Here is a 26,918-nt window from a genome sequence, read left to right on the forward strand (position 1 = left end):
CAATCGGACGGACTTATTTGGCTCGGGCCTTCCAGACGGCCAGCGTGCAGACCACCGAGAGGATGGCGGCCCCGATCCAGAACCACGTCACGACCGAGAAGTCGTATGCCGCTACATCGGCCACTCCCCCGCTCTTGCCCTGTTGAATCAGGATGCCGCTCAACAAGTCCTGCACGGCGGCACCCACGTAACTGGCGATTCCGACGACTCCGAGCGCCGCACCGGAGGCCTTCTTCGAGGCGATGTCGACGGCCATCAGTCCGCCCAGGAAGCAGATCAACGCTCCGATGGCCAGGCCGAAGATCACCATGCTCGCGGCGTCGAGCCAGAAGCAGTCGCGCGGCCCCAACAGGAAGAGCGACAGCCCGAGGATATTCATCAACCCGAAGATCAACGCCGGGAGATTGCGCCGCCCGCCGAAGAAACGGTCCGAAACCCACCCCGAAGCGACGGTTCCGACGATTCCGCAGACCGAGCTGATCGAGATCACCGAACTGGCTTCGAGATTCGTGTAGCCCTTGTCGGCCTCAAGGAAGAAGATACCCCAACTGTTCACCGCATAGCGCGAGATATACATGAAGGCACTGGCCAGCGCCAGCATCCAGATCGCCGGGTTGCGCAGTACCTCCTTCTGATACTCGCCGACCGATTTGTCGTCGTCCGCTGCGGCCTCCTCCCGGGGTTGGTCCCCCTTGTAGACCGCCACGGGCGGCAGACCGTTGCTTTGGGGCGTGTCGCGCATGAAGAGGACGACGATCAGGAATCCCAGAAGTCCCAATACACCGGCGCCGCGGAATCCCCACTGCCAGCCCAGCGAGGCGACGATCACGGCCGTCACGATGAAGGTGATCGCCTCGCCGATGTTGTGGCTCGAGGACCACAGCCCGTAGAAGGTTCCTCGTTCCTTGTTTCCGAACCAACGGGACAAGGCCACGACACACGGCGCCGCACCCATCGACTGCGCCCAGCCGTTCACGGCCCACAGTACGAGAAAGACCGCGAAGGTGGTCGTGAAACCCAGCACGAGGTTGATCAGCGCCGTGATGAGCAGTCCGGCCGCCAGGAAGCGGCGGATGTTGCTGCGGTCGGCCAGAAAGCCGTTCGTCAGTTTGCCGACGGCATAGGTGATGAACAACCCCGAGCCGATGATGCCCAGTTCCGTCTCGGAGAGGACCCCGGCATCGACGATCGGCTTCTTGATGACATTCAGACTCAGACGGCAGACGTAGTAGAGTCCGTACCCGAGCGTGGCGGAGAGGAAGACCGACCACCGCAACCGCGTATAGCGGCTGCGGATCGCCTCGGGGTCGGTCAAGGGTTCCGACGTCGGCGAGGGTGCAAAAAATCGCAGCAGATTCATGGCCTTCTCGGGATTATTCGTGCAACCCGCGCTGGCGGAGGTAGCTGAGCAGGTGTTCGGCGCGGTCGGTCTGGATGATCCGGGCCCCGAGCGTGTCGATCAGATAGCCGAACGCGGCATCGGGATCCTCGAGCGACAGATCGTCGTCATGACCGCCGCAAACAGTGTCCCACAACGTGTTGTACCAAATCAGAGCTTGTCCGCGCAGCGTGTCGCGCATCCGCAGCGGCATGGCCGTATCCTCGGCCTGCGCATAGAGCAGTTCATAGGCTGCGGGCTTCAGATCGGAGATATAATCCTGCATCAGTTCCGCGGCATTCTCGCTGTCAAGGTTCACAATCGGCATGTAGATCACCTCGTCGAGGTATTGTCCATACAGGGCAAGCACCTCATCGGCCGGTTTCGAGCCCTTCATGACGATCTGCCGCGTCGTTCCGGTCCGCTCCAGCACCGGCACCACCAGGTCGAAATAGCGGTCGGCCTTGTCGAGATTCACCAGCACACGTCCCTTGGCGGCCAGCAACGCCTCTTCGAGTGTCGGAACCGTGTGTTTGGTCCGGATGCCGCAGCCGTTCTTGAGTTTCAGTGTGCGGATCGAATCCAGCGTCCAGTCGGCAACGCGCCCCTTTCCGGTCGTCGTGCGGTTCAGCGTGGCGTCGTGCATGACAATCAGCACGCTGTCGCGCGTCAGTTGAAGATCCAGCTCCACCACATCGACACCCACGGCTATCGAGTGTTCGATGGCTGCGATGGAGTTTTCCGGAGCATAGCGCCAGTCGCCACGGTGCGCCACGACGAAAACCGCGGTCGTATCGCCCGCAAGAAGACGTACCCGGAGCCCTTCGGCCCGGTTCTCCGGAGCGGCGCTCTGAGGGGCCTCTCCGGAGCAGCCTGCCAGCACGACAAGTGCCAGCAGGCAGGCAAACACCCGCTTCATATCAGTTGAGTTTACCGTTTTTCCAAACCATTTTCTCACCCCAGAACGGCATATGAGTCTCTTCGCAGTCAAGCTGCGCGGCTCGTGCAAGTCCCTGTTCAAGGGTCCAGCGCGAGGAGTCGGGATCCGTATGCGAAAGCTCCAGGATATGCGACAGCAGAACGTACTTCGGCGTGAAAAGTTTGCCGATGACGTTGTTCTCGGTCAACTCGTTGGGGGCATAGCGCGGGATGTAAACGTCAACGGGCAGAGTCACATCAAACTGATCGGCCGTGAAATTCGAGTCGCCGGAGTGCAGCAGCACGAAATGGCCGGTATCCTCGCCGCAGTCGATCTGAAAGACCGTCACGGGGACATTCGTCGAGCCGTTGTTGTGATTCGTAATGAAGGTGTGGAGCACAAAGCTGCCAATCGTATAGTCGGCCGCCGTTGTCGAGGTATATGCGTATCCCGGTTCTTCGAGGTAGTTTGTCACGACAGGTTTCCCGGCTTCAAGCATCGCCTCGATCAGCGGCAGGCTCTTGTGGTCCTGATGAACGTGTGTCGAGGCATAAAAATCGAGGTACGGAGCCAGCTCGGCAGCCCGGCGGTGATAAATATCTACACCGAAGCAACCCGACGGCGTCTGGATGACATAGCCCATGTTATAGAGCATCCAGATATGGACCTCTCCTGCAGCCGGCTTCTCTTCGCGCAGACCGTTCAGCACCCGGTCGAAAGCTGCATTGTAGCACGCCAGAATATCTTCGTACTTGACGAGCGACGAAGCGAGCCAATCCGCGCCATTGAGAAAGCTCGAGAAGGTGGCTCCCGAACAGGCATCGGCGTAGCCCTGGATCGTCGCGAAGAGTTCGCGGCGGGTCGTGAGATCAGCATCGAGCGGCGAAGTCCGCCACAGCGTCTCCATCGTTTCAGGGGCCCGGCTGGGCTCCTGCTGCGGAACCGTCCAGTCGGGATCATCGTTCGAGCAGGCTGCAAATCCGGTCAACAGAGCTGCAGCACAAAGCATCTTGAAAGTATGTTTCATGGATTTATCGGTTTATATTCATTTGTTGGAAATCATTATTCATGCGGTGGAAACTCTCCGCAACGGCTTGGGGCGTCGTGCGGCTGCCGTCACGACGAAACTTCTTCACCTCGTACATCAGCACACCGTCGTAGCCCGCCTTTTCGTGGAGATCCCGACGGAAAGCAGCCCAGTCGATTTGGCCCTCGTAAGGGAGCCAGTGGCACTCGTTCACAAAGTCGTAGTCGGAGATATGCACGGTCCGGATCCGACGGCCGGCCACCTCGATGAAGTGCGGAATCGTCCCCTGCGTGTAGTGGTTCGTGTCGAAGCAGATCCCGACATCCGGCACCGCGTCAACGATACGCACCAGCTCCTCGGGCGTATTGCCCAGACAGGTGCGGGGCAGGTTCTCGATGCAGAGTTCCACGCCGCACTCGTCGGCAACCCTCTTCAACGTGCGAATCGACGCAATGGCATTTTCGAGCCGCTGTTCACGCAGGCTGTCGGCAATCGGCTCCGAGCTGGGGTGCAGCACCAGTCGCTGCGGCGCATAGAGTTCGCAACTCCAACGGATCATCTTCGCCTGAACCGCCACATTTTTCGCACGCAGCGAATCGTCGGGAACCGAGATGTCGAGCGTCCGCGAAAAGGGCAAATGCACCGACCAGACCCGCATGCCGGCACTGTCGAGGCGTTCCTTCATCTGCCGCATCCGCGGGAACTTTTCCTCATTGGGGACACCCCGGTAACATTGGTTAACGGCAACTTCAACCCACTGGATACCGTCGGTCAGGGCCTGGCGCAACTCCTCAACCGTGGGGATGGAGCCCCACAAGGCGGTGGAGGTCCCGACCTCGGAACGTTGAGCCGAGGCCGGAACTGCCGCCGAAAGCTGAAGGGAGATGAAAAGGATCAAGCGTCTCATCACTTCAACGAATTGGTACCCTGGGTATTGCATCCACGCATCGGCCAGCCCTCCGTAGCAAGGCTGCAACCGATCTCATATGCAGCCACCGAGCCATTAAGGCCATAGTAGAGTCTGTTATCGGGGCCAATGCTGACGGGGCTCATCGTCTGGGCACCGATCGTCATCACCACGTTTCGGGCACCCGAAGCATCGAAGGAGAGCAGGTTGAACGGCGACGCATACTGTGAAATATAGGCCCTGCCATCGGCTCCAAGGGCAAATCCCGAATAGATGTAATTCTTGTCGGTCTGGTCGATCCATTTCTCGGAGCCGTTCCTGTCAACGGCATACAGATATCCGCTCTTCTCGCAGAAGTAGACCGTACCGTCACCATCAACCACCGGGTGGTAGCTGTCACCAGCCTGCGAAGCGAATTTCCACAGCGTCCGGCCCGTTGCCGTGTCAATGGCGGCACAACCTCCCTTGGACTTGAGCGTTGCGTAAAGAATCTGACCTCCGATGGCCAGCGAACCGCCTCGTTCAGTCACGGCATGAGCCGTATCACAGGTCCATTTGAGCGAACCACTCTCCGAATAGGCCCAAATGCCCTTCGATGTGCCGAAATAGACCGTACCGTCCCGGTCAACAGCCACACCGCCGGCATCACCACTCTGCACGGCCGACCATTTCTCAGCCCCTGATGCGGCATCCAGCGCAAAGAGCAAGCCTCCGTTGGCCAAGGCATAGACCACACCGTCCGAGGTAACGGCCGGACTGGCTTTGACAGCGGCGCCGAGCGTCTTCTTCCACTTCAATGCCCCAGACGCCGAAACGGCATAGAACGAACCGTCGCTGTCCTCCGTTCCGAAATAGACCGTACCATCCGCACCAACAGCAGGTCCCGAGCCGTAAGTTGCGGCCGACGTCGCATATTCCCAACGAATCTGCCCCGTGATGGCATTGACGGCAAAGAGCTTCTTGTCGGTCTGCGAAAGCGTGTAGAGGGTTTGTCCGTCAGGAGCGAAGACAATGTTCGAGGACTTCTGATAACCCGTTCCGCTGACCGAACTCCAGGCATAGCCCTCAACCGTGATGCGAATCTCGGCCTGCTCGGTCGCTCCGCCTTTGTAGGTGACGGTCAGACGAACCGTATAGTTGCCCGGCTCGGGATAGCAATACGAAGCAATGGTCTCATCCGAGGTGTTTCCGTCGCCGAACTCCCAATGCACCGAAACAATCTCACCCTGCACAAAGTAGGCCGGATTGTATTCAAAGGTGCAGAGCTCGAAGCGCCGCAGCGTCGTCGAAGTAACCGTAATCGGGTCGATTTCACCCGGCGTAGCCGAGGCCTCGACCGATTCCGAATCGCCGTGGGCGTAGACGCACGTCAGCGTGAAGGTATAGGCCGTGCCGTTGGTCAGCCCTTCGATCAGTTTCGAGGTCTCCGACGAAGCAGCCTCCACGCTTTTCACCGGCTCGCCACCGGCCGACACATCGATCCGATACGAATATTCCAGCTGCGTATCGGGAGCCGTCCACGAAAGAAAGGCCCGCTTGTCTCCGGCCATGGCCTTGAAATTCGAGGCCGGCATGCGGGTCGACTTGGGGGTGCAGACGGCCGACACCTTCATGGCCAGCCCGCCGGCGTAACGCGACTGCACCGAAAAAGTATAGGCGCAATCGTTTACCAGCCCCTTGACGGTCAACCGACGGGTGTCGGGCGAAACGCTCTCGGCACCACCCGCCACCTCCGAGTCGTCGGCCGTCCAACTGACGTAATACTCCACGGGGGCGGGCTTCCCCTCCTGCGGGGTCCATTCAATCGTCGCCTCACCGTCGCCGGCCGTTGCCTTTACCGTCTCGACCTGGAAAAGCGAGAAGGAGGCCTCCGGCAAATTGTCATCGCTGCAGCCCGTACCCAGCACGGCAACGGCTGCCAGCAATCCGAAAAGATATTTTTTCATGGTTGTTTTGCGGATTTGAGATTAATAACCGGGATTCTGCCACAGCAGCTGCGTGTTGTTGATCCGCTCCAGCTCGGTATTCGGAATCGGATAAAGCAGCTGATAACTCTGAATGGCATGTCCCTCCTTGGCCACGGCCTCGGCGGCATACCCCATGCGCACCAGATCGAACCACCGCTGCCCTTCGTAGGGGAACTCTTTTTGCCGCTCGAGACAGACGGCGCGACGGAACGCATCCTGATCGGGCAGATCGGTGATATTCAGCGGATCGAGCCCGGCCCGGGTGTGGACGTCGTTGAGCGCCTTGAGCGCCGGCGAATCGGGGCTGCCGTCATATCCCACCTCGTTGAGCGCTTCGGCGTACATCAGCAGGGCGTCGGCATAGCGCAGCAGAATCTGGTCGTTGCCATACTGCGTGGTCGTGGCGTCGGGCGTATCGTAGAACTTGCGCATCAGACAGAGTTTCACCCCCTCGACCTGCACATATTCGAGCAGCGGCTTGCGGGCATCCTGCTCGTCGTAGAGCGCCTTCAGCACGGGACTCTGACCCGAGTTGTCCGTCAGGTTCGAGATCGAGAACCAGGCTCCGTGCCCCTCGCCGACCACCTCCTTGTTGAACCGTACGGCGAAGATCACCTCGTCGTTCATCTTGTTCGCAACGGAGAAGACATCGGCCACGTCATCGAGCAGCGTGTAGCGTCCGATGACATCCTCCAGCACGTCGGCTGCTTCCTGTGGGTGTCCGAACGTCAGATAGACCTTGGCCAGCAGCGTCCGGGCGGCACCGATCGTGGCGCGTCCCGTGTCGTCGGCTCCGTACGATGCCGGGAGCATCTCGTTGTCGACAATCTGTTTCAGATCACCGGCAATGAACTCATACATCTGCTCCTCCGAGCTGCGGCCGATCTTCAGTGCCTCACTGACCGAAACAACCGTACGGGTAGTGGGAACGCCGCCCCAAAGACGGTACATGTTGAAGTAGGTGTAGGCACGGATGAAGAGCGCCTCGGCCTTGTACTGCGCCTTGAGTGTCTCGTCAAAATCGGCTCCGTCGATGCGGTCCAGCACCATGTTGCAACGGTAAACGCCGTTGTTGAAGTTGGCCCAGGCATCCTCCAGAATACCGTTCGAGGGAGTCTCGCTGAACTGATCCAAATCGTAACGGTCCTGTGTGCCGGCCGTCGGAGCGTCCAGATAGAGGTTGTCGCTGCGGTACTCACAGAGTTCGGTATAGTAGCTTACCTGCCCCTGCAGCTTGGCATAACAGCCCTTGACCGCAATATCGAAATCATTCGCCGTCTTGAAGACATTGTCGACGGCCACCTCATAGTTGGGCGTGAGGTCGAAAAAGGCCTCTCCGCACGCCCCCAGACCAAGCAGAGCCGCCGCAGAAAACAGAATCTGTATCTTTTTCATCGTTCGTTCGTTTTAGAATGTGACATTCAGTCCGACCATGTAGGTCTTGGCCAAAGGATAGGTACCATAGTCCTCGCCGGGTGTCAGAGCACTGGTGCGGTTGCTTACCTCGGGGTTGTAGCCCGAATAATCGGTCCACGTCACGAGGTTCTGCGCCGAGACGTAGATGCGCAGCTTCTCGACATAGAACTTCCTGGTCCACTTCGCCGGAAGCGTGTAGCCCAGGGCGATGTTCTGCAGACGCAGGTAGCTGCCGTCCTCGACGTGCCAGGTCGACGTGCGGGTATTGTTGCCCGTCTGCTTGCGGTTGGCACGGTTCGTATTGCCGTCACCGATCTCCGTGGGGCTCTTCCAGCGGTTGAAGGCGACGGTCGTGCCGTTCGTGTTACCCTCCATATTGTCCAGGTAGCGACGGTTCAGGTTCAGGATCTCGTTGCCGTGAACGCCCTGGAACGCCACCGAAAAGTCGAGCCCCCGGTAACCGAACGACCCGCCGAATCCGTAGGTGAAGTCCGGCATGTAGTTGCCGACGATCGTGCGGTCCTTCTCGAGGTCGATCTCCCCGTCACCGTCGACATCCACGAAGCGGAAGTCCCCCGGCTGCGCGGTCGAAACGTGCGGATAAGCCTTCAAATCCTCCTCGTTGCGGAAGATGCCGTCCTGAACGAGCAGGTAGTACGAACCGATCGGCTCGCCCACTTTCGTGATGTAGTAGGCGTGGTCGACGCTGCCCGACTGGATGATCGGCGTGTCGTTGGCTCCGAGCGCCTTCACCTCGTTGGTATTCTTCGCCCAGTTGACATTGAGCGAATAACTGATTCCGTTGGCATAGGAGTGCTGCGAGGTGGCCGAGAGTTCCCATCCGCGGTTGTTCACCTTGCCGATGTTCATCAGCGTCGTGCTGTAACCCGTCAGGTGCGGAATCGGCACCTCGAGCAGCATGTCGGTCGTATTGGCATAGTAGTATTCGGCCGTCAGGTTGAAATAGCCGCCCAGGAGGCTCAGATCGGCACCGACGTTGAACATCGAGGTCTTCTCCCACGTCAGATCGGGATTCTCCACGTCCGAGGGTTTGTAACCGCTTACGAGCGAGCCGCTGCCCGTACCGAGGATATAGTCGTCGCCGCTCATGGTAGCCAGATGGCGGTAGTTGCCGATCTGGAAGTTACCGGTCTGGCCGTAGCTGGCGCGGATCTTCAGATCGCTGATCCACGACAGTGCCTCGGCATTCTGAAAGAAGGGCTCTCCCGAGATACGCCAGGCGGCCGACGCCGAGGGAAAGTAACCCCAGCGATTGTTCTTGCCAAAACGCGACGAACCGTCGGCACGGATGGCCGCCGAAAGCATGTACTTGCCCTTGTAGTTATACTGCACGCGGGCCAGATACGAAGCCAGCGACCACTGTTCGGTCTTCGAATCGCCATCGCTCACCGTTCCGCCGCCGATCGTCTGGTTCTGATCGTTGGGATAGTCTGTCGCCGTGACATTCAGCGTCTTGTAGGTCTCCTTCTGGGCCGACTGCACGAGGATAACGTTCAACGAGTGGTCTCCGAACGTGCGGTCGTAGGTCAACTGGTTCTCGATGAGCCAGTTGAAGTAGAAGCCCGCCGAGGAGTAGCCCTCCGGATTGGACGGAGCATCGTAATAGGCCTTTCCGCGCAGGGGAAGTTCCGACGAGCGGTACTTGTTGTCGATCGCTCCGTAGAACGAACCGCCGAACGAGGTCTGGAACGAAAGCCCCTTGCAGATGTCATACCCGAGGAAGGCACGGCCGGTCATCGACATGCGGTCGATCACCTCCGACTGCAGCGTAGCCAGCGCCACGGGGTTCAGGATCTCGTTGTGCTGGTAGTCTGTACCAATACGCCAATAACCGTTACCCTGGAAGTTAAACGTACCATCCTCATTATAGATGGGCCAGATCGGGCACGATGTCAGAGCCGACTGCACGATGCCTCCGCTGTTGTAATCCCCCGAGGCATTTACCTTGTTCGACTTCGAATAGGAGGGCGAGAAATTCACGCCGTACTTGAAATTCTTGTACTTGCCGTCGAGGTTCATGCGGAAGGAGTAGCGCTCGAAGTCGGAGTTGATGATGACGCCCTCCTTGTAGTAATAGTTCCCCGAAATGAAATAATTGACGTGCTTGCCTTTGCCCGAAATGGCAATGTTGTGGCTCGTGGTCGAGGCCGTGCGGAAGATGGCATCCTGCCAGTCGGTATCGGTCAGGCCCGGTTCTCCGTTCAGATAGGGAACCAGTTCCACGGGGTAATTCATATACGATTCGGGGCGATCTCCGTTCGGAGCCGTACCGCCAGGATACTGATCGAGATAGGCCGCATCGTGCGCCTCCTTCGAGACCTGGGCATACTGGTAGGCATTCATCAGGTCGATCTTTTTCGAAACCTGCTCGATGCCGTAGTAGCCGTCGTAGGTCACCTGGATGGTCTCCGATTTCCCCTTCTTGGTCGTGATGAGGATCACGCCGTTCGAACCGCGCGAACCGTAAATCGCGGCCGACGAGGCGTCCTTCAGCACCTCCATCGACTCGATGTCGTTCGTATTGAGGTTCGAGAGGCCGTTCTCCATCGGCACGCCGTCGACGATATACAACGGGTCGTTGCCGGCCGTGGCCGAGCTGATACCGCGCACGCGCACCATCACGTTGCCTTCGGGATCGCCGCCCGTCTGCATCACCTGCACACCGGGCATCTTGCCGGCCATCGACTGCCGGAAGTCGGTGATCGGACGGTTGGCGATATCCTCGGCCTTGATCGACGAGATGGCCGTCGAGACGTCGCGCTTCTTCACGGCACCGTAACCGATCACCACTACGTCGTCCAGCGTCGTGGCCTCCTCCCGGAGCTGGATATCGAACGACGTACGGCTGCCGACGGGAATCTCCTGCGTGTCGTAGCCGATGTACGATACGACCAGCACGTCGTCCGGCGTCACGTCCAGCGTAAAGCCGCCGTCGATACCCGTACTGGCACCTTTGGTCGTACCCTTCACCACAACTGTAGCACCGATAACCGGCTCGCCGGCTGCATCCTTCACCTGGCCCTTGACCGGCCGGGGCTGCTGCCGGGTGGCTTCGTTTTGCGGGTCGTTTTTGGCGACCAGATAGATTTTCTGATTGCGGATCTCATAGCCGATCCGGGTGCCGGCAAAGAGGCGGTCCAGCGCCGTTTCGAGCTTCGTGTCCGTCACGTCAAGCGACACGATCCGGTCGGGATCAACCGTCGGACGCGAGTGGTAGAACGCATAGCCGGTCTGCCGCGAAATCTCGTCCAGCACCTGCACCAGCTTTACCTGCCGGAGCCTGACAGTCACCTGCTGCGCCGAGACCGCGGTCACGGACGCCACCAGAAGAACTGCCGCCAATAGGAGTCTAAAAGGTTTCATCTCTGATTGATTGGTGATTAAAAATAGGAAGAATTGTTTACATCATATCATTCTTCGCCGCAAAGATGCACGGCGGCAATGACGGACGGGTGACATCGGCTTGAAGATCCGATGTGCCGCCTCTTCAAAAAGGAGGGAATGGTCAAATCATAGTGGTCGTAGTTTGGTCGGTTCATTCGTAGGACACACAACCCGACCGAAAAGTGTGAGTGCCGGGAATTTTTTTTGCAAAAAAAATCGCCGGACTACCTATTTTGCCACTCGTCAGGTGTCTTCGTTATGAAACGAATCCCTATCTTTGTATGGCATTCAAGGATGAACATGGCTTCATGGATGGAAGATACGCAGGAGGATCTGGAGCTGCTCGGCCGTCTCCGGACGGGGGATCGCGCGGCATTCGAAGCCATCTACCGGCGTTATCACGCACGGCTCTATACGCTGGCATTGCGCTATCTGAAAAACCGCGCCGACGCCGACGATGCCCTGCAGCAGCTCTTCGTCAAGTTGTGGACCGCACGCGAGGCACTCTTCATCACCCGCAATCTGCAGGGGTATCTGTACGGTATGCTGAAGCACCAGGTATTGAACCAGATCCGCAACAACGTCAGCGCCCTGCAGCACAACTACCGCATCGTGCAGAAACAGCTCCCGTACGACGATGAGCTCTACACCTGGGCCGAACGCAACTACCACAACGAACTGCTCGAACGGGCCATCGCAACACTGCCACCCCAACAGCGGGCCGTGGCCACGCTGCGACGCGAGGGATACTCCAATCAGGAGATTGCCGCCCGTCTGAACCTCTCGATCCACACGGTGAACACCCACTACCGCGAATGTCTGAAACGATTGAAGGAGCTCCTGGCCGGAGCCGCCAAACTGATGATTACCCTGTTAATTCTGTTCCGATGAAACGACCCGATGAGATAACGCTGCGCCGCGTCCTGAACGAAAAGGCGACGCCCGACGAGGCGGCCGAAGTGGCCGCCTGGTTTGCCACCGACGAGGGGCAGAGTTGGCTCGCGGCGGAGTTCGACAACGACGCCCGACAGCTGGAGTCCGGCGCCATGGCTCCGCTGTCCGATATCCCCGGCGAGGAGCTGCTGCAACGCATCGAACACATCCTCACCCGTGCCCGGCGGCGCCGACTGCTCCTTCGCGTGGCGGCCATTCTGATTCCGTGCGCCCTGATTCTGGGGCTGTGGGCCAATCTGAACAGCCGACTGGGCGGGGCGCTCTTCTCGGCCGACGAACAGCAGACGGTCGCCGCAGCCGTCGGCGAGCGCAAGGAGGTGATCTTCCAGGACGGAACACGGATTTTCCTCAATGCCGGCTCGACGATCTCCTATCCCGAACGGTTCGGGCTCTCGGAACGCCGCGTGCAACTGGACGGCGAAGCCTACTTTGAGGTGGCACACAACCCCCAGCGTCCGTTTGTCGTCGAGACCTCGGACAATGCCTCCGTCCGGGTGCTGGGAACGGAGTTCGACGTCAAGGCCTATCGGTCGGACCCGACCATCTCGGTAGTGCTGATCCGGGGCAGCGTGGAGTTCGCCCGGGGAGCCTCGTCCTACCGGCTGGAGCCCTCCCAGCGGCTGGTCTACAACAAGCAGATGGGAACCAGCTCGATCGAGTCGCTGAGCAATGCCGACCAGACGATCCTCTGGAGCCGGAATACGATCTGCTTCCGCGACACGCCGATGCGGGAGGTCGTTCGGGAGCTGGAACGGTGGTACGACGTGCAGTTCGATGTGACCGATCCGGAGGTCTACGACTTTACCTTCAGCCTTCAGACCCCCAATCTTCCGCTGCGGGAGCTGCTCGACGAATTGGAGAATATTGCACCGATCCGCTGCTCAGTCAACCATAAAACAGTCGAAATTCATTCTGTGAAATAGGTGTCTAATTGCGCGTACGACGTCTGCACCAACGAATCTGTCGCTGTTGTTCCTCATAGGCCTGCGCATCTGCCCATTCCAGAACCGCGTCCAACGGATGGATGAACTGTCTCGGCCAATGTGACTCTCTTGAGGAAAATTATGCTTGTTTAAAGGTATTCGGCGAGACGTTCATACTCATCGTTTCGGCATGGAACTGTTGTTCATGGGAATTGGCCAGCAAAAAGGGTCAAAGCTGGCCATGCACCGCTCGTGGCTCATGCGGCCTGCGGTATCGAACGGATCGAGCATCCGATTCCAGAAGAGCACCTCGGCCTGCCCGCGGTTGACCTTCTCTTCGTTGTAGCGGACAGCGCCGCCGGACGGTCTTGAGAAAAAACTCGAAGTCTTCGATAAACTGATTCGTGACCTCATCCAGATAGCAATCCTCTTTCTGATAGTTCTTTTGCAGGAACTCCTCGGTCAGCCGCAGCGAAGTTTCGTAGCGAATCACCGTTCCCGGGGCGAGGCTGATGCCTGACAGCGCCCTGCACTTTTCGTTGTGGGCGCGGAAGACCTCCATCAGCGTGTGACGGTCCGACTGCTCCTTGCCCAGATAGCGGTTCAGAATGACAGGTTCAAATCCTTTCCGCCGCGGCTTTTTTCATTGGCTTTTCCTTTTGCCGAGTTCCAGGCGTGCGGCTCGATGAAGCGTTTGATCGAGGCGTCAGCGCGTTCTCCGTTGATTATCAGACGCATAAATACGGGAGCTTCACCTTTTTTGTTGGTCTTGTCCCGCCGAATGTAAAACAACAGGCTGAATGTTGTCCTTTCCATAAGTACACCGAACAGGCCACAGGTAACCCGCTTCTCGTTGCCTTTTCTGCATTTTCAACCAAAATAAAAATCCCCGTAAATTCATTATTTACAGGGACTTGCTTTTATTTTCGGTATTATCTCAGCGGAAAGTGAGGGATTCGAACCCCCGGAACCTTGCGGTTCAACGGTTTTCAAGACCGCCGCGATCGACCACTCCGCCAACTTTCCAGCGACAAAAGTAGCACCGATTTTCCATTCTGCCAAATCTAAGCGGCGAATTTCTCCGCCACAATCCGGTCATTGCTCAAAATTCCAACGAAGTTTTTCACTTTCTGCAAAAAATACCTATCTTTGTCAACAGGTTAGATTAATCTCTTCACGTCTCAGGCCATGAACAAAGCCCAGCTTGTCGAGGCTGTTGCCCTCGACGCAAACCTCACGAAGGTCGAGGCCCGAAAGGCAATCGACGCCATGATCCGTGTCACGGTGCAAGCGCTCCGCGAGGGAGAACGGCTGACGCTGACCGGTCTGGGAAGTTTCAGCATCCAGCAGAAGGCCGAACGTGTGGGCCGCAACCCCCGCACGGGTGCCGCCGTCAAAATCCCGGCACGCAAGGTTATCCGCTTCCGGCCGGCCGTGGAGATCGAATGACCCGCCCCCTCAAGTGACACCTTTTAAGAGACATGCCGCAAATTTCACATCGGGCCGTCGAGATGCCGGCCTCCCCGATACGCAAACTCGTGCCGCTGGCCGACGCCGCCCGCGCCCGGGGTATCAAGATCTATCACCTGAACATCGGACAACCCGACCTGCCCACCCCGCAGATCGGTCTCGATGCCCTGAAGCACATCGACCGCCGAGTCCTCGAATACAGCCCCAGCGACGGCTACCGTTCGCTGCGCGAAAAACTGGTCACCTATTACGACCAGTACCAGATCAAACTCTCGCCCGACGAAATCATCGTCACAACGGGAGGCTCCGAAGCCGTTCTGTTCGCCTTCATGTCGTGCCTCAATCCGGGCGACGAGATCATCGTCCCCGAACCGGCCTACGCCAACTACATGGCCTTCGCCATTTCGGCCGGTGCGGTGATCCGCCCCGTCGTCTCGTCGATCGAGACCGGATTTGCGCTGCCGCCGATCGAGGAGTTCGAGAAGCTGATCAACTCACGCACGCGTGGCATCCTGATCTGCAACCCGAACAACCCCACGGGGTACCTCTATACACGCCGTGAGATGAACCGCATCCGTGACATCGTCAAAAAGTATGACCTGTTCCTCTTCTCGGACGAGGTCTACCGCGAATTCATCTATACGGGGTCGCCTTACATCTCGGCCTGCCACCTCGAGGGGATCGAACAGAACGTCGTGCTGATTGACTCGGTGTCGAAACGCTACTCGGAGTGCGGCATCCGCATCGGCGCGCTGATCACCAAAAACCGCGAACTGCGTAATGCGGTGATGAAGTTCTGCCAGGCGCGCCTCTCGCCACCGCTCATCGGACAGATCATTGCCGAGGCCTCGATCGACGCCCCGCGGTCGTACAGCACCGAGGTCTACGAGGAGTATATCGAACGGCGGAAGTGTCTGATCGACGGTCTGAACCGTATTCCGGGCGTCTATTCGCCCATCCCGATGGGGGCCTTCTATACGGTAGCCCGCCTTCCGGTGGACGACAGCGACAAGTTCTGCGCCTGGTGTCTCGAGCACTTCGATTACGAGGGCGAGACGGTGATGATGGCCCCGGCCTCGGGATTCTATTCCGATCCCGGATGCGGCCGCAACGAGGTCCGCATCGCCTACGTATTGAAAAAGGAGGATCTCGAGCGCGCGCTCTTCATCCTGAGCAAAGCCCTCGATGCCTACAACAGCCGGCAGCAGGAGCAGCAATAGAGCGTCCGGCAGAGGACTCCCCGACTGAACGGAGTGAAGGATCCGGCCTTAAACGGCAAACGGAGTCCGAATGGAATGAAAGGAATCGACCTCTTTCGGGAGGTCGATTCCTTTTTTTTTGGGGGGGGGGAAAATAGCAACCGTCTCCCCCACGACCGCTCCGACACCCGTACACCCGCCCCGCCTCCCCAGCAACCAATCCGACCGGCCAATTCGTCCAAACTTCTACCATATAGTCCAATTTATCCGAATTTCCGACCACAAAGTTTGGCCCGCGCGGATAGATTTCCTACATTTGCCCCCGATTTTGCGTGTCGCGACGACACGCCGAGTATGAACCAAACCAAAACGTCATGAAGAAAATTCTCCTTGCTCTGGCCTGCATGGCCATCGTTGCGGGCGCCCGCGCCGAAGGTTACCAGGTCAACAACATGTCGGCCCGACAGACCGGTATGGGACACGTGGGTACGGCCATGAAACTGAACTCGGAATCCATCTACTTCAACCCCGCCGCCACGGCCTTCCAGAAGAGCCGTTTCAACATCTCGGCCGGATTCACGGGCATCCTCTCCGACGTCACCTACCGTTCGCTCCCGACAAAGGACAATAACTATCAGATCGGTCCGGCCGAAACGTCGGACAACAAACTCTCGACTCCGCTGCACGTCTACTTCAACTACAAACCCACCGACCGGCTGGCTGTCGGACTGGGATTCTACACTCCGGACGGTTCGTCGATGAAGTGGAACGGAAACTGGTCCGGTTCGCACCTCATCCAGGAGATCAACCTCGCGGCCTACACCGTACAACCCACCGTCTCCTACAAGATCTGCGACCGGCTGTCGATCGGCGTGGGTCTGATGATTACGTGGGGTAACTTCGATCTCTCGCGCTCGCTCCTTTCGAAAAACACCCGGCAGGGAATCATCTCCGGGATGCTCGACCCACAGATCAACTACATGAATCAGATCATCAACAACCCGTTGACACCCGCCGAACAGATTCAACAGGCTCAGGAGGTTCTCCAGAAGTTGCAGAGCGGCAAGGGATACCTCGAGAGCACGATGGATCAGTCGATCGTGGCGGCCCGCCTCGAAGGCTCGGCCAACGTGGCCGTGGGCGTGAACGCCGGTATTCTGTGGGACATCACCGACCAGTGGTCCGTGGCCATGAGCTACCGCTCGCGCATGAACATGAAGGTCAACAGCGGACACGCCACCATGAACATCGATCCGACGGCCGCCGCCCTGATCCAGCAGCTCGGTCAGCTGAACCCCGGCACGGAGCTGATTCCGGCCCTCGACAAGGGGACGTTCCGCACCGAACTGCCGCTGCCGACGACCGTGACGTGGGGCGTATCGTTCCGCCCGACCAAGCGCTGGGAACTGGCCGTCGATCTGCAGTGGGTCGGCTGGTCGGCCTACAAGGATCTGAACGTCTCGTTCAACGAGAAGGAGCTCGGGATCAAGGACATCTACTCCGTAAAGAACTACTCAAATACGCTGGCGTTCCGCTTCGGCGGTCAGTATCGGGCGACGGATTTCCTCACGGCCCGCATGGGTATGTACGTCGACGAGAGTCCCGTGAGCAGCGACTACCTCAATCCCGAAACCCCCTCGATGACCAAGGTGGCCTATACGGCGGGTCTGAGCCTGCGGCCGACGCGCTTCATGTCGGTCGATCTGGCCTACTGCTACGTCTCCTCGGCCGACCCCGAACGGACGGGCTCCTACCCCGTCTACGACTACACGAGCGGTTCGCTCGAAGAGGTCTTCTCGGGCAATTACAAGCTTCACGCCCATGTATTCTCCGTGGGAGTGAGATTCAGTTTCTGAAAACGGAAAAAATTGCTACCTTTGTGGCGCATGCTCTCACCGGGTATGCGCCACATGGCTGAAGGCTCCATAGTTCAAGGGATAGAACGAGGGTTTCCTAAACCCTAAATTCGCGTTCGAGTCGCGGTGGAGCTACACGTCGGGAGCGGATCGAAAAGATTCGCTCTTTTTTTGGATTTTTGCGTATCTTTGCCCCATCCAGAAGCCAAAAAAATGGAATCGCTCAAAGAACTCTATAAGATCGGGAACGGCCCCTCGAGCAGCCACACGATGGGCCCTAAACGGGCTGCCGAACGTTTCGTGGACCGCTGCCGCGAGGTCGACGCCTATCGTGTCACCCTCTACGGATCGCTGGCCGCCACGGGCAAGGGCCACCTTACGGATGTCGCCATCTGCTCGGTGCTGAATCCCGTGGCCCCGACCGAAATCGTCTGGCGGCCCGACATCGTCCTGCCGTTCCACCCCAACGGAATGCTCTTCGAAGGGCTCCGTCAGGGGAAGGTCGTCGATTCGTGGACCATCTACAGCATCGGCGGCGGAGCGCTGGCCAACGAAACCTCCCGGCTCGAGGTCCCGAAGAGCGTCTACCCGCTGACCACCATCTCGGAGATCAAGGAGTGGTGCTACCGCGAGGGAAAAACCTACTGGGAGTATGTCGACGACTGCGAGGGCCCCGAAATCTGGGACTACCTCGACACGATCTGGACCTCGATGTGCGAAACGATCCGCCGCGGTCTGAACAACGACGGCGTGCTGCCCGGCGGACTGAAGGTGGCCCGCAAGGCCGCCACCTACTTCGTCAAGTCGAAGAGCTATGCCGATTCACTCTCCTCGCGGGCCAAGATCTACGCCTATGCACTGGCCACCTCCGAGGAGAACGCCTCGGGCGGTGTGGTGGTGACGGCTCCGACGTGCGGTTCGAGCGGCGTGGTGCCGGCCGTACTCTACCACCTGGCCACTTCGCGCGACTTCCTGCGCATCCGCATCCTGCGGGCCCTGGCCACCGCCGGTCTGTTCGGCAACGTCGCCAAGACCAATTCGTCGATCTCCGGGGCCGAGGTCGGTTGTCAGGGTGAAGTCGGTGTGGCCTGCGCCATGGCTGCCGCCGCGGCCTGCCAGCTCTTCGGCGGAACCCCCTCGCAGATCGAGTATGCCGCCGAGATGGGACTCGAACACCATCTGGGACTGACGTGCGATCCGGTCTGCGGACTGGTGCAGGTCCCCTGTATCGAGCGCAACGCCATCGCCGCAGCCCGGGCATTGGATGCCAATATCTACGCCACACTCTCGGACGGGGCCCATCTGGTCTCCTACGACAAGGTCGTGAAGGTAATGGCCGAAACGGGCCACGACCTGCCAAGCCTCTACCGCGAGACCTCCGAGGGCGGTCTGGCCCGCAACTACGACCGGAAATAGCCGTCTGCCGACCCTGCCCTCCGGACCCGACCCGCCACTGCCCTCCACCGACAGCCCCGCCGCCCGCATGAGTCACTCCCTGCCCCGGCAAAACCTGCCGTGCGGCAACCGCTTTTACCCGGCGGAACTCCAATTGGGCCGCCGGATCGTCCCGCAGCGCCAACAGCCCGCGGCGGATCCGCGACAGCCTTCCGACACGCGGTAACCTCCAGCGGCTCCGATATCAATGCCTCACCCGGCAGATCGCATCTCCACCCATCCGCACATCCATCCTCCGTTCAACGTCCTCCCACTCCACCCGTCTTCCACACAACACCACATAAAAAAAGCCTCCTCCCGATATCGGGAAGAGGCTTTTTTCTCGATTCGTCCAAACCGAACTCCCCAAGCGGCAGGTTCTTTTTTTTTTCCCCCCCCCGCCCGAGAGATCCCGGCTCGGAACCGGTTTGCTACTGAGCCTGCGACTGCTGCTTGAGCGTCTCCAGGTCGGCCTTGGCGCCGACAACCAGGTCGTCGTACTCGCGGAGACCCGTACCGCCGGGGATCAGGTGACCGCAGATGACGTTCTCCTTCAGATTCTCCAGGGGATCGACCTTGGCCTGGATGGCAGCCTCGTTGAGGACCTTCGTGGTCTCCTGGAACGATGCCGCGGAGATGAAGCTCGAGGTCTGCAGGGCCGCGCGGGTGATACCCTGCAGCACCTGAGTCGACGTGGCCGGTACGATGTCGCGCACCTGAACCGGACGCAGATCGCGGCGCTTGAGGCTCGAGTTCTCGTCACGCAGCTTGCGCAGCGAGACGATCTGACCCGGCTGCAGCGTCGTGGAGTCGCCGGCATCCGTCACAACCACCTTGTCGTAGAGCTCGTCGTTCACGTCCATGAACTCCCACTTGTCGACCACCTGGTCCTCGAAGAAGCGCGTATCGCCCGGATCCTCGATCTTGACCTTCGACATCATCTGGCGGACGATCACCTCGAAGTGCTTGTCATTGATCTTCACACCCTGCATGCGGTAGACCTCCTGCACCTCGTTGACGATGTACTCCTGTACCTTCGTCGGGCCGAGGATGTTGAGGATGTCGCTCGGCGTGATGGCGCCGTCCGACAGCGGGCTGCCCGCCTTGACGTAGTCGTTCTCCTGAACGATGATCTGACGCGACAGCGGTACCAGATAACGTTTCACATCACCCTGTTTCGAGGTGATGATGATCTCACGGTTACCGCGCTTGATCTTGCCGAACGTAACCTCACCGTCGATCTCCGAAACGATGGCCGGATTCGACGGGTTGCGGGCCTCGAAGAGCTCCGTAACACGCGGCAGACCTCCGGTGATATCGCCTCCCGACTTGCCCACGGCACGCGGGATCTTGATCAGAATATCGCCCGCCTTGATCTTGGCGTTGTCCTTGATGACGATGTGGGCCGATACGGGCAGGTTGTACTGCTTGACCTCCTCGCCCTCCTTGTTCTGGATCTTGATAACCGGGTTCTTGGTCTTGTCCTTGGACTCGATGACCACCTTCTCCGAAAGGCCCGTCTGCTCGTCACGCTCGTCGCGGTAGGTGACACCCTCGATGATGTTCTCGTAGACGGCGCGACCCTCGTACTCCGAGATGATCACGGCGTTGTAGGGATCCCACTCGCAGATCAGATCGCCCTTCTTGACCTCGGCACCATCCTCCATGTAGAGCGTGGCACCGTAGGGCAGGTTGTGCGTATAGAGGACGATTTCGGTCTTCGGGTCGACGATGCGGAACTCCGACTGACGCGAGATGACGATGTTGATCGTCTCTCCGGCGGCGTTCTTGCCCTTAACCGTACGCAGCTCGTCGATCTCCAGACGACCCTCGTATTTCGAGATGACGTTGGTCTCGACGGCCGTACCGCCGGCCACACCACCGACGTGGAACGTACGCAGCGTCAGCTGGGTACCCGGCTCGCCGATCGACTGGGCGGCAATCACGCCGACCACCTCGCCCTTCTGGACCATACGGGCCGTAGCCAGATTGCGGCCGTAGCACTTGGCGCAGACGCCGTGGCGCGACTCGCAGGTCAGCACCGAACGGATCTCCACCGACTCCAGCGGCGACTTCTCGATGGCCTCGGCAATCGGTTCGGTGATCTCCTCACCGGCCTTGCACAGCACCTCGCCCGTCAGCGGGTGGATCACGTCGTTCAGAGCCACACGTCCCAGAATGCGGTCGTAGAGCGTCTGCACGACGTCGTCGTTGCGCTTGATGGCCGTAGCCGTCAGACCGCGCAACGTGCCGCAATCCTCCTCGTTGATGATCACGTCCTGGGCCACATCGACCAGACGACGCGTCAGATAACCGGCGTCGGCCGTCTTCAGGGCCGTATCGGCCAGACCCTTACGGGCACCATGCGTCGAGATGAAGTACTCCAGCACCGAAAGACCCTCCTTGAAGTTCGAGAGAATCGGGTTCTCGATGACCTGCTGACCACCCTCGACACCCGACTTCTGCGGCTTGGCCATCAGGCCTCGCATACCGCTCAGCTGACGGATCTGCTCCTTCGAACCACGGGCTCCCGAGTCGAGCATCATGTAGACCGGGTTGAAACCGTCGTCATCCTTGATCAGCGTATCGATCACCGCCTTCGTCAGCTTGGTGTTGATGTTCGTCCAGACGTCGATGATCTGGTTGTAACGCTCGTTGTTGGTGATCAGACCCATGTTGTAGTCCTCCATGATGGCGTCGGCGCGCTCGTAACCCTCCTGGACGAGCTTCTCCTTCTCCTCGGGGATGATCACGGCATCGAGGTTGAACGACAGACCACCCTGGAAGGCCATCTTGTAACCCATGTTCTTGATGTCGTCGAGGAAGTTGGCCACCTTGTCGGCACCGGCCTTCTTCATCACCACGGCGATGATGTCACGCAGCGAGCGCTTCGTCAGCACCTCGTTGATGTAGCCCACCTCCTTGGGAACCACCTGGTTGAAGAGGATGCGGCCGATGGTCGTCTCCTTGAGCACGCGCACGGGGTTGCCCTGCTCGTCCAGGTCGTCGACCAGACACTTCACCACGGCGTGCAGGTCGGCACGCTTCTCGTTGTAGGCGATGATCGCCTCCTCGGGACCGTAGAAGACCTGTCCCTCACCCTTGACACCCTTGCGGGGCTTGGTGATGTAGTACAGACCGAGGACCATGTCCTGCGACGGCACGGTGATCGGGGCGCCGTTCGCGGGGTTGAGCACGTTGTGCGAACCGAGCATCAGCAGCTGTGCCTCCAGGATGGCGGCATTGCCCAGCGGCAGGTGCACGGCCATCTGGTCACCGTCGAAGTCGGCGTTGAAGGCCGTACATGCCAGCGGGTGCAGCTGCATGGCCTTGCCTTCGATGAGCTTCGGCTGGAAGGCCTGGATACCCAGACGGTGCAGTGTCGGGGCGCGGTTCATCAGCACGGGGTGTCCCTTGATGACGTTCTCCAGAATGCCCCAGATCACGGGGTCCTTGCGGTCGATGATCTTCTTGGCCGACTTCACCGTCTTGACGATGCCGCGCTCGATGAGCTTGCGGATCACGAACGGCTTGTAGAGCTCGGCGGCCATGTCCTTCGGAATACCCATCTCGTGCATCTTCAGCTCGGGGCCGACGACGATGACCGAACGGGCCGAGTAGTCGACACGCTTACCGAGCAGGTTCTGACGGAAGCGGCCCTGCTTGCCCTTGAGCGAGTCGGAGAGCGACTTGAGCGGACGGTTCGACTCGTTCTTCACGGCATTCGACTTGCGCGAGTTGTCGAAGAGCGAATCGACGGCCTCCTGCAGCATGCGCTTCTCGTTGCGCAGGATCACCTCAGGAGCCTTGATCTCGATCAGGCGCTTGAGGCGGTTGTTGCGGATGATGACGCGGCGGTAGAGGTCGTTCAGGTCCGACGTGGCGAAACGGCCGCCGTCCAGCGGCACGAGGGGACGCAGCTCGGGCGGGATCACCGGAATGACGCTCAGGACCATCCACTCGGGCTTGTTCTTGCCCTTCGAGGCGCGGAACGACTCGATGACGTTCAGGCACTTGAGCGCCTCGGACTTGCGCTGTTGCGACGTCTCGGTCGAGGCCTTGTGGCGCAGTGCGTAGGACATCGAGTCGAGGTCCACCTGCTTGAGCAGCGTGAGGATCGCCTCGGCGCCCATCTGTGCGACGAACTTGTTCGGATCGCTGTCGTCGAGCGACTGGTTGCCCTTGGGCAGGGCGTCCAGCACGTCGAGATACTCCTTCTCGGAGAGCGTGGCCAGCCGCTCGATGCCCTGCTCCGAGGCGGCACCCGGGTTGATGACCACGTAGCGCTCGTAGTAGATGATTGCCTCGAGCTTCTTCGACGGAATACCCAGCAGGTAGCCGATCTTCGAGGGGAGCGAACGGAAATACCAGATGTGCACCACGGGAACCACCAGCGAGATGTGTCCCATGCGCTCGCGGCGCACCTTCTTCTCGGTCACCTCCACACCGCAGCGGTCGCAGACGATGCCCTTGTAACGGATCCGCTTGTATTTGCCGCAGTGGCACTCGTAATCCTTCACCGGGCCGAAGATCCGCTCGCAGAACAGACCGTCGCGCTCGGGCTTGTAGGTCCGGTAGTTGATGGTCTCGGGCTTCAGCACCTCGCCGCTCGACTGGGCCAGAATCTCCTCGGGGGAGGCCAGGCCGATCGAGATGCGGCTGTAGCTGTTGTTCGTCTTATTGTCTTTGGAAATTGACATATTTCTCTTGGTTTATCTTATCCTAAAAACACCTTACTCGAGTTTTACCGACAGTGCCAGACCGCGCAACTCGTGCAGCAGCACGTTCATGGCCTCGGGGATGCCCGGCTTGGGAAGGTTCTCGCCCTTGACGATCGCCTCGTAGGCCTTGGCGCGTCCCATCACGTCGTCGGACTTGATCGTCAGAATCTCCTGCAGGATGTTGGCGGCGCCGAAGCCCTCGAGCGCCCAGACCTCCATCTCACCGAAACGCTGACCGCCGAACTGCGCCTTACCGCCGAGCGGCTGCTGCGTGATGAGCGAGTAGGGACCGATCGAACGCGCGTGCATCTTGTCGTCGATCATGTGGCCCAGCTTGAGCATGTAGGTCACGCCCACGGTGGCCGGCTGGTCGAAGCGCTCGCCCGTACCGCCGTCGTAGAGGTAGGTGCGGCCGCTGTGCGGAAGCCCCGCCTGCGCCGTGTAGTCGTTGATCTGTTCGAGCGAGGCGCCGTCGAAGATCGGCGTGGCGAACTTCACGCCCAGCTCGCGGCCGGCCCAGCCGAGCACGGCCTCGTAGATCTGGCCGAGGTTCATTCGCGAAGGCACGCCCAGCGGGTTCAGGCAGATGTCGACGATCGTACCGTCCTCGAGGAACGGCATGTCCTCGTCGCGCACCACGCGCGCCACGATACCCTTGTTTCCGTGGCGTCCGGCCATCTTGTCACCCACCTTCAGCTTGCGCTTCTTGGCGATGTAGACCTTGGCCATCTGGATGACGCCCGTCTGCGGGAGCTCGTCGCCGTTGGTGATGTTGTACTTCTCGCGCTTGATGGCCGCGTCGGCCTTCTTCCACTCGATGGTGTAGTTGTTGATCGTGGTCTCGATCAGGCCGTCCGTGTGGGCGTCGCCCGTCCAGTTGCACGACCCGAGGTTCAGGTAACCCATCGCCACGCCGGTCTTCTCGTCCGCCGACTTGCGGGCGATCTCCTCGAGCATCTTCTGCGAGAACTTCGTGCCGGCGGGATAGAGCTCCACGCCGAAGTAGTCCGTGATGCCCGTCGTCGTCTTGCCCTGGAGCAGCGTCCACAGCTTGCTGACGAGCAGCTTGGTCAGATCGGCGATCTCGGCCGCGAACTTCTCGTCGAGCTTGTCGAGCTGCGCCTTCTCGGCGTTCTTGCCCTTCTTGCCCTCCTTGTTGGCGCGGCTGTAGAGCTTCGTGCCGATGACCACGCCGTGCAGCGACGGCTGCGCCTTGAGCGAAGCGTCCTTCACGTCGCCGGCCTTGTCACCGAAGATCGCACGCAGGAGCTTCTCCTCGGGCGACGGATCGCTCTCGCCCTTCGGGGTGATCTTGCCGATGAGGATGTCGCCCGGGTGGACGTTGGCGCCCACGCGGATGATACCGTTGGCATCGAGGTCCTTCGTGGCGTCCTCCGAGACGTTCGGAATGTCCGACGTGAGCTCCTCGACGCCGCGCTTCGTGTCACGGACCTCCATGATGTATTCGTCGACGTGCACCGACGTGAAGATGTCCTCACGCTGGATGCGCTCCGAGATGACGATGGCGTCCTCGAAGTTGTACCCCTTCCAGGGCATGTAGGCCACCTTCAAGTTGCGGCCCAGCGCCAGCTCGCCGTTCTGCGTCGAGTAGCCCTCGGTGAGGATCTGCCCCTTGGTCACCCGGTCGCCCGTCAGCACGGTCGGCTTGAGCGTCACCGACGTGTTCTGGTTCGTGCGGCGGTAGCGCGGCAGCTCGTAGGTCGTGATCTCGGGAGCGAACGAGCTGAGGATCTCGTCCTCGGTGCGCTCGTAGCGGATCTGGATCTTCGTCGCATCGGCGAAGGTCACCTCGCCGTCGCCCTCGGCCACGATCTGGATGCGGCTGTCGGAGATCATGTCCTTCTCGATACCCGTGCCGACGATCGGGGCTTCGCACGTCACCAGGGGCACGGCCTGGCGCATCATGTTCGATCCCATCAGGGCACGGTTGGCGTCGTCGTGCTCCAGGAAAGGGATCAGGCTGGCGGCGATCGAGGCGATCTGGTTCGGGGCCACGTCCATGAGGTTGATCTCGTTGGCCGTCACTACCGGGAAGTCGGCACCCTCACGTGCCTTCACGCGGTCGGGCTGCAGGAACGAACCGTCGTCACCGAGCGGCACGTTCGACTGGGCCACGATCTTGCCCTCCTCCTCCTCGGCCGAATAGTAGCGGATGTGGGAGTTGTCCAGATCGACCTTTCCGTTCTCGACCGTGCGGTAGGGCGTCTCGATGAAGCCCATGGGCGAGATGCGCGCATAGACGCACAGCGACGAGATCAGACCGATGTTCGGGCCTTCCGGCGACTCGATCGGGCAGAGACGTCCGTAGTGGGTGTAGTGCACGTCGCGAACCTCGAAACCGGCGCGGTCACGCGACAGACCGCCGGGGCCGAGGGCCGAAAGACGGCGCTTGTGGGTGATTTCGGCCAGCGGGTTGATCTGGTCCATGAACTGCGAGAGCTGCGAGGTGCCGAAGAAGGAGTTGATCACCGACGAGAGGGTCTTGGCGTTGATCAGGTCCACCGGCGTGAAGACCTCGTTGTCGCGCACGTTCATCCGTTCGCGGATCGTCCGTGCCATGCGCACGAAGCCCACCGAGAACTGGTTCGAGAGCTGCTCGCCGACCGTACGCACGCGACGGTTCGACAGGTGGTCGATATCGTCGACGTCGGCCTTCGAGTTGATCAGCTGGATCAGGTATTTGATGATGGCGATGATGTCCTCGCGCGTCAACGTACGGATCGCCGGGTCGATGTCCAGACCCAGCTTCTTGTTGATGCGGTAGCGGCCCACGTCGCCCAGGTCGTAGCGCTTGTCCGAGAAGAAGAGCTTCTCGATCACGTCGCGGGCCGTGGCCTCATCGGGCGGCTCCGAGGCGCGCAACTGCCTGTATATGTAAACCACAGCCTCCTTTTCGGAGTTGCAGGGGTCTTTCTGAAGGGTGTTGTAGATGATCGAGAAGTCGATGCCCGACTGGTTCTCCTTGTGCAGCAGAATGGTCTTGGCGCCGCTTTCGATGATCTTGTCGATGTCCTCCTCCTGGAGCACCGTCTCGCGGTCGACGATCACGTTGTTACGCTCGATCGAGACCACCTCGCCGGTATCCTCGTCGACGAAGTCCTCGACCCAGGTCGAGAGCACGCGTGCAGCCAGCTTGCGGCCTACGGCCTTCTTCAGGTTGGCCTTCGTGACCTTCACTTCGTCGGCCAGGTCGAAGATCTCGAGGATCTGCTGGTCGGCCTCATAGCCGATGGCGCGCAGCAGCGTCGTGACGGGCAGCTTCTTCTTGCGGTCGATGTAGGCGTACATCACGTTGTTGATGTCCGTGGCGAACTCGATCCA

The 26,918-nt window shown here is 59.8% G+C and carries 17 protein-coding genes and 2 tRNA genes; 7 read left to right on the forward strand and 12 right to left on the reverse strand.

The window, feature by feature from the left end:
- Positions 1–13: 13 nt before the first annotated feature.
- The 7 genes from PUQ42_RS02065 to PUQ42_RS02095 are packed head-to-tail and all read right to left on the reverse strand — an operon-like array spanning position 14 to position 10,998.
- A complete protein-coding gene (locus PUQ42_RS02065) occupies positions 14–1,360 on the reverse strand; it encodes an MFS transporter (protein WP_273370510.1) in 1,347 nt (448 codons plus the stop codon).
- A 13-nt stretch (positions 1,361–1,373) separates the two neighbouring features.
- The gene (locus PUQ42_RS02070) at positions 1,374–2,297 is read right to left on the reverse strand and encodes a glycerophosphodiester phosphodiesterase family protein (protein ID WP_273370511.1); all 924 of its coding nucleotides are present in this window, start codon (positions 2,295–2,297) and stop codon (positions 1,374–1,376) included.
- Position 2,298: 1 nt separating this feature from the next.
- Entirely contained in the window at positions 2,299–3,324 is a 1,026-nt protein-coding gene (locus PUQ42_RS02075; protein ID WP_273370514.1) for an MBL fold metallo-hydrolase, read from the reverse strand.
- A gap of 4 nt (positions 3,325–3,328) precedes the next feature.
- Positions 3,329–4,231, reverse strand: coding sequence for a sugar phosphate isomerase/epimerase family protein (locus PUQ42_RS02080; RefSeq protein WP_273370516.1), 903 nt, complete (start codon positions 4,229–4,231; stop codon positions 3,329–3,331).
- Positions 4,231–6,177, reverse strand: a complete 1,947-nt coding sequence (locus PUQ42_RS02085) for an outer membrane protein assembly factor BamB family protein (RefSeq protein ID WP_273370518.1) — start codon at positions 6,175–6,177, stop codon at positions 4,231–4,233. The genes PUQ42_RS02080 and PUQ42_RS02085 overlap by 1 nt, the downstream gene beginning before the upstream one ends.
- 21 nt (positions 6,178–6,198) lie before the next feature.
- Positions 6,199–7,593 (reverse strand): RagB/SusD family nutrient uptake outer membrane protein, encoded by a 1,395-nt coding sequence (locus PUQ42_RS02090; protein WP_087309975.1) that lies wholly within the window; start codon positions 7,591–7,593, stop codon positions 6,199–6,201.
- Between the two features lie 12 nt (positions 7,594–7,605).
- Positions 7,606–10,998: a TonB-dependent receptor gene (locus PUQ42_RS02095; protein ID WP_273370522.1), complete on the reverse strand. Its 3,393-nt coding sequence runs from the start codon at positions 10,996–10,998 to the stop codon at positions 7,606–7,608.
- Positions 10,999–11,331: 333 nt separating this feature from the next.
- On the opposite strand from PUQ42_RS02095, the gene PUQ42_RS02100 reads away from it, so the two are divergent.
- Positions 11,332–11,910: an RNA polymerase sigma factor gene (locus PUQ42_RS02100; protein ID WP_273370524.1), complete on the forward strand. Its 579-nt coding sequence runs from the start codon at positions 11,332–11,334 to the stop codon at positions 11,908–11,910.
- Positions 11,907–12,896, forward strand: coding sequence for a FecR family protein (locus tag PUQ42_RS02105; RefSeq protein ID WP_273370526.1), 990 nt, complete (start codon positions 11,907–11,909; stop codon positions 12,894–12,896). Before PUQ42_RS02100 ends, PUQ42_RS02105 begins: the two co-directional genes overlap by 4 nt.
- A 229-nt stretch (positions 12,897–13,125) precedes the next feature.
- Here the strand turns inward: PUQ42_RS02105 and PUQ42_RS02110 are convergent, their stop codons facing one another.
- The 3 genes from PUQ42_RS02110 to PUQ42_RS02120 all read right to left on the reverse strand — a co-directional run bounded on the left by PUQ42_RS02110 (position 13,126) and on the right by PUQ42_RS02120 (position 13,922).
- The gene (locus PUQ42_RS02110) at positions 13,126–13,458 is read right to left on the reverse strand and encodes a phage integrase SAM-like domain-containing protein (protein WP_273370529.1); all 333 of its coding nucleotides are present in this window, start codon (positions 13,456–13,458) and stop codon (positions 13,126–13,128) included.
- A 41-nt stretch (positions 13,459–13,499) separates the two neighbouring features.
- Entirely contained in the window at positions 13,500–13,712 is a 213-nt protein-coding gene (locus PUQ42_RS02115) for an Arm DNA-binding domain-containing protein (protein ID WP_273370533.1), read from the reverse strand.
- Positions 13,713–13,837: 125 nt separating this feature from the next.
- A tRNA-Ser gene (locus PUQ42_RS02120) sits at positions 13,838–13,922 on the reverse strand.
- A 138-nt stretch (positions 13,923–14,060) separates the two neighbouring features.
- Here PUQ42_RS02120 and PUQ42_RS02125 point away from each other — a divergent pair.
- The 5 genes from PUQ42_RS02125 (at position 14,061) to PUQ42_RS02145 (ending at position 18,837) form a co-directional block, all read left to right on the forward strand.
- The gene (locus PUQ42_RS02125) at positions 14,061–14,345 is read left to right on the forward strand and encodes an HU family DNA-binding protein (protein WP_273370545.1); all 285 of its coding nucleotides are present in this window, start codon (positions 14,061–14,063) and stop codon (positions 14,343–14,345) included.
- A gap of 32 nt (positions 14,346–14,377) precedes the next feature.
- Complete coding sequence (locus PUQ42_RS02130) at positions 14,378–15,586, forward strand: pyridoxal phosphate-dependent aminotransferase (RefSeq protein WP_087309963.1); 1,209 nt, start codon at positions 14,378–14,380, stop codon at positions 15,584–15,586.
- Positions 15,587–15,939: 353 nt separating this feature from the next.
- A complete protein-coding gene (locus tag PUQ42_RS02135; protein WP_273370535.1) occupies positions 15,940–17,421 on the forward strand; it encodes an OmpP1/FadL family transporter in 1,482 nt (493 codons plus the stop codon).
- Between the two features lie 63 nt (positions 17,422–17,484).
- A tRNA-Arg gene (locus PUQ42_RS02140) sits at positions 17,485–17,556 on the forward strand.
- Between the two features lie 78 nt (positions 17,557–17,634).
- Positions 17,635–18,837, forward strand: a complete 1,203-nt coding sequence (locus tag PUQ42_RS02145) for an L-serine ammonia-lyase, iron-sulfur-dependent, subunit alpha (protein ID WP_087309959.1) — start codon at positions 17,635–17,637, stop codon at positions 18,835–18,837.
- A 449-nt stretch (positions 18,838–19,286) separates the two neighbouring features.
- On the opposite strand, the gene rpoC is transcribed toward PUQ42_RS02145, so the two are convergent.
- Together rpoC and rpoB are read right to left on the reverse strand one after the other, a co-directional pair.
- The gene (rpoC, locus tag PUQ42_RS02150; RefSeq protein ID WP_273370538.1) at positions 19,287–23,555 is read right to left on the reverse strand and encodes a DNA-directed RNA polymerase subunit beta'; all 4,269 of its coding nucleotides are present in this window, start codon (positions 23,553–23,555) and stop codon (positions 19,287–19,289) included.
- Between the two features lie 33 nt (positions 23,556–23,588).
- A partial coding sequence (rpoB, locus tag PUQ42_RS02155) for a DNA-directed RNA polymerase subunit beta (RefSeq protein WP_273370542.1) occupies positions 23,589–26,918 on the reverse strand: 3,330 nt, incomplete at its 5' end.

The sequence above is a fragment of the Alistipes megaguti genome (assembly GCF_944320325.1).
GTDB classification, from domain to species: Bacteria; Bacteroidota; Bacteroidia; order Bacteroidales; family Rikenellaceae; genus Alistipes; species Alistipes megaguti.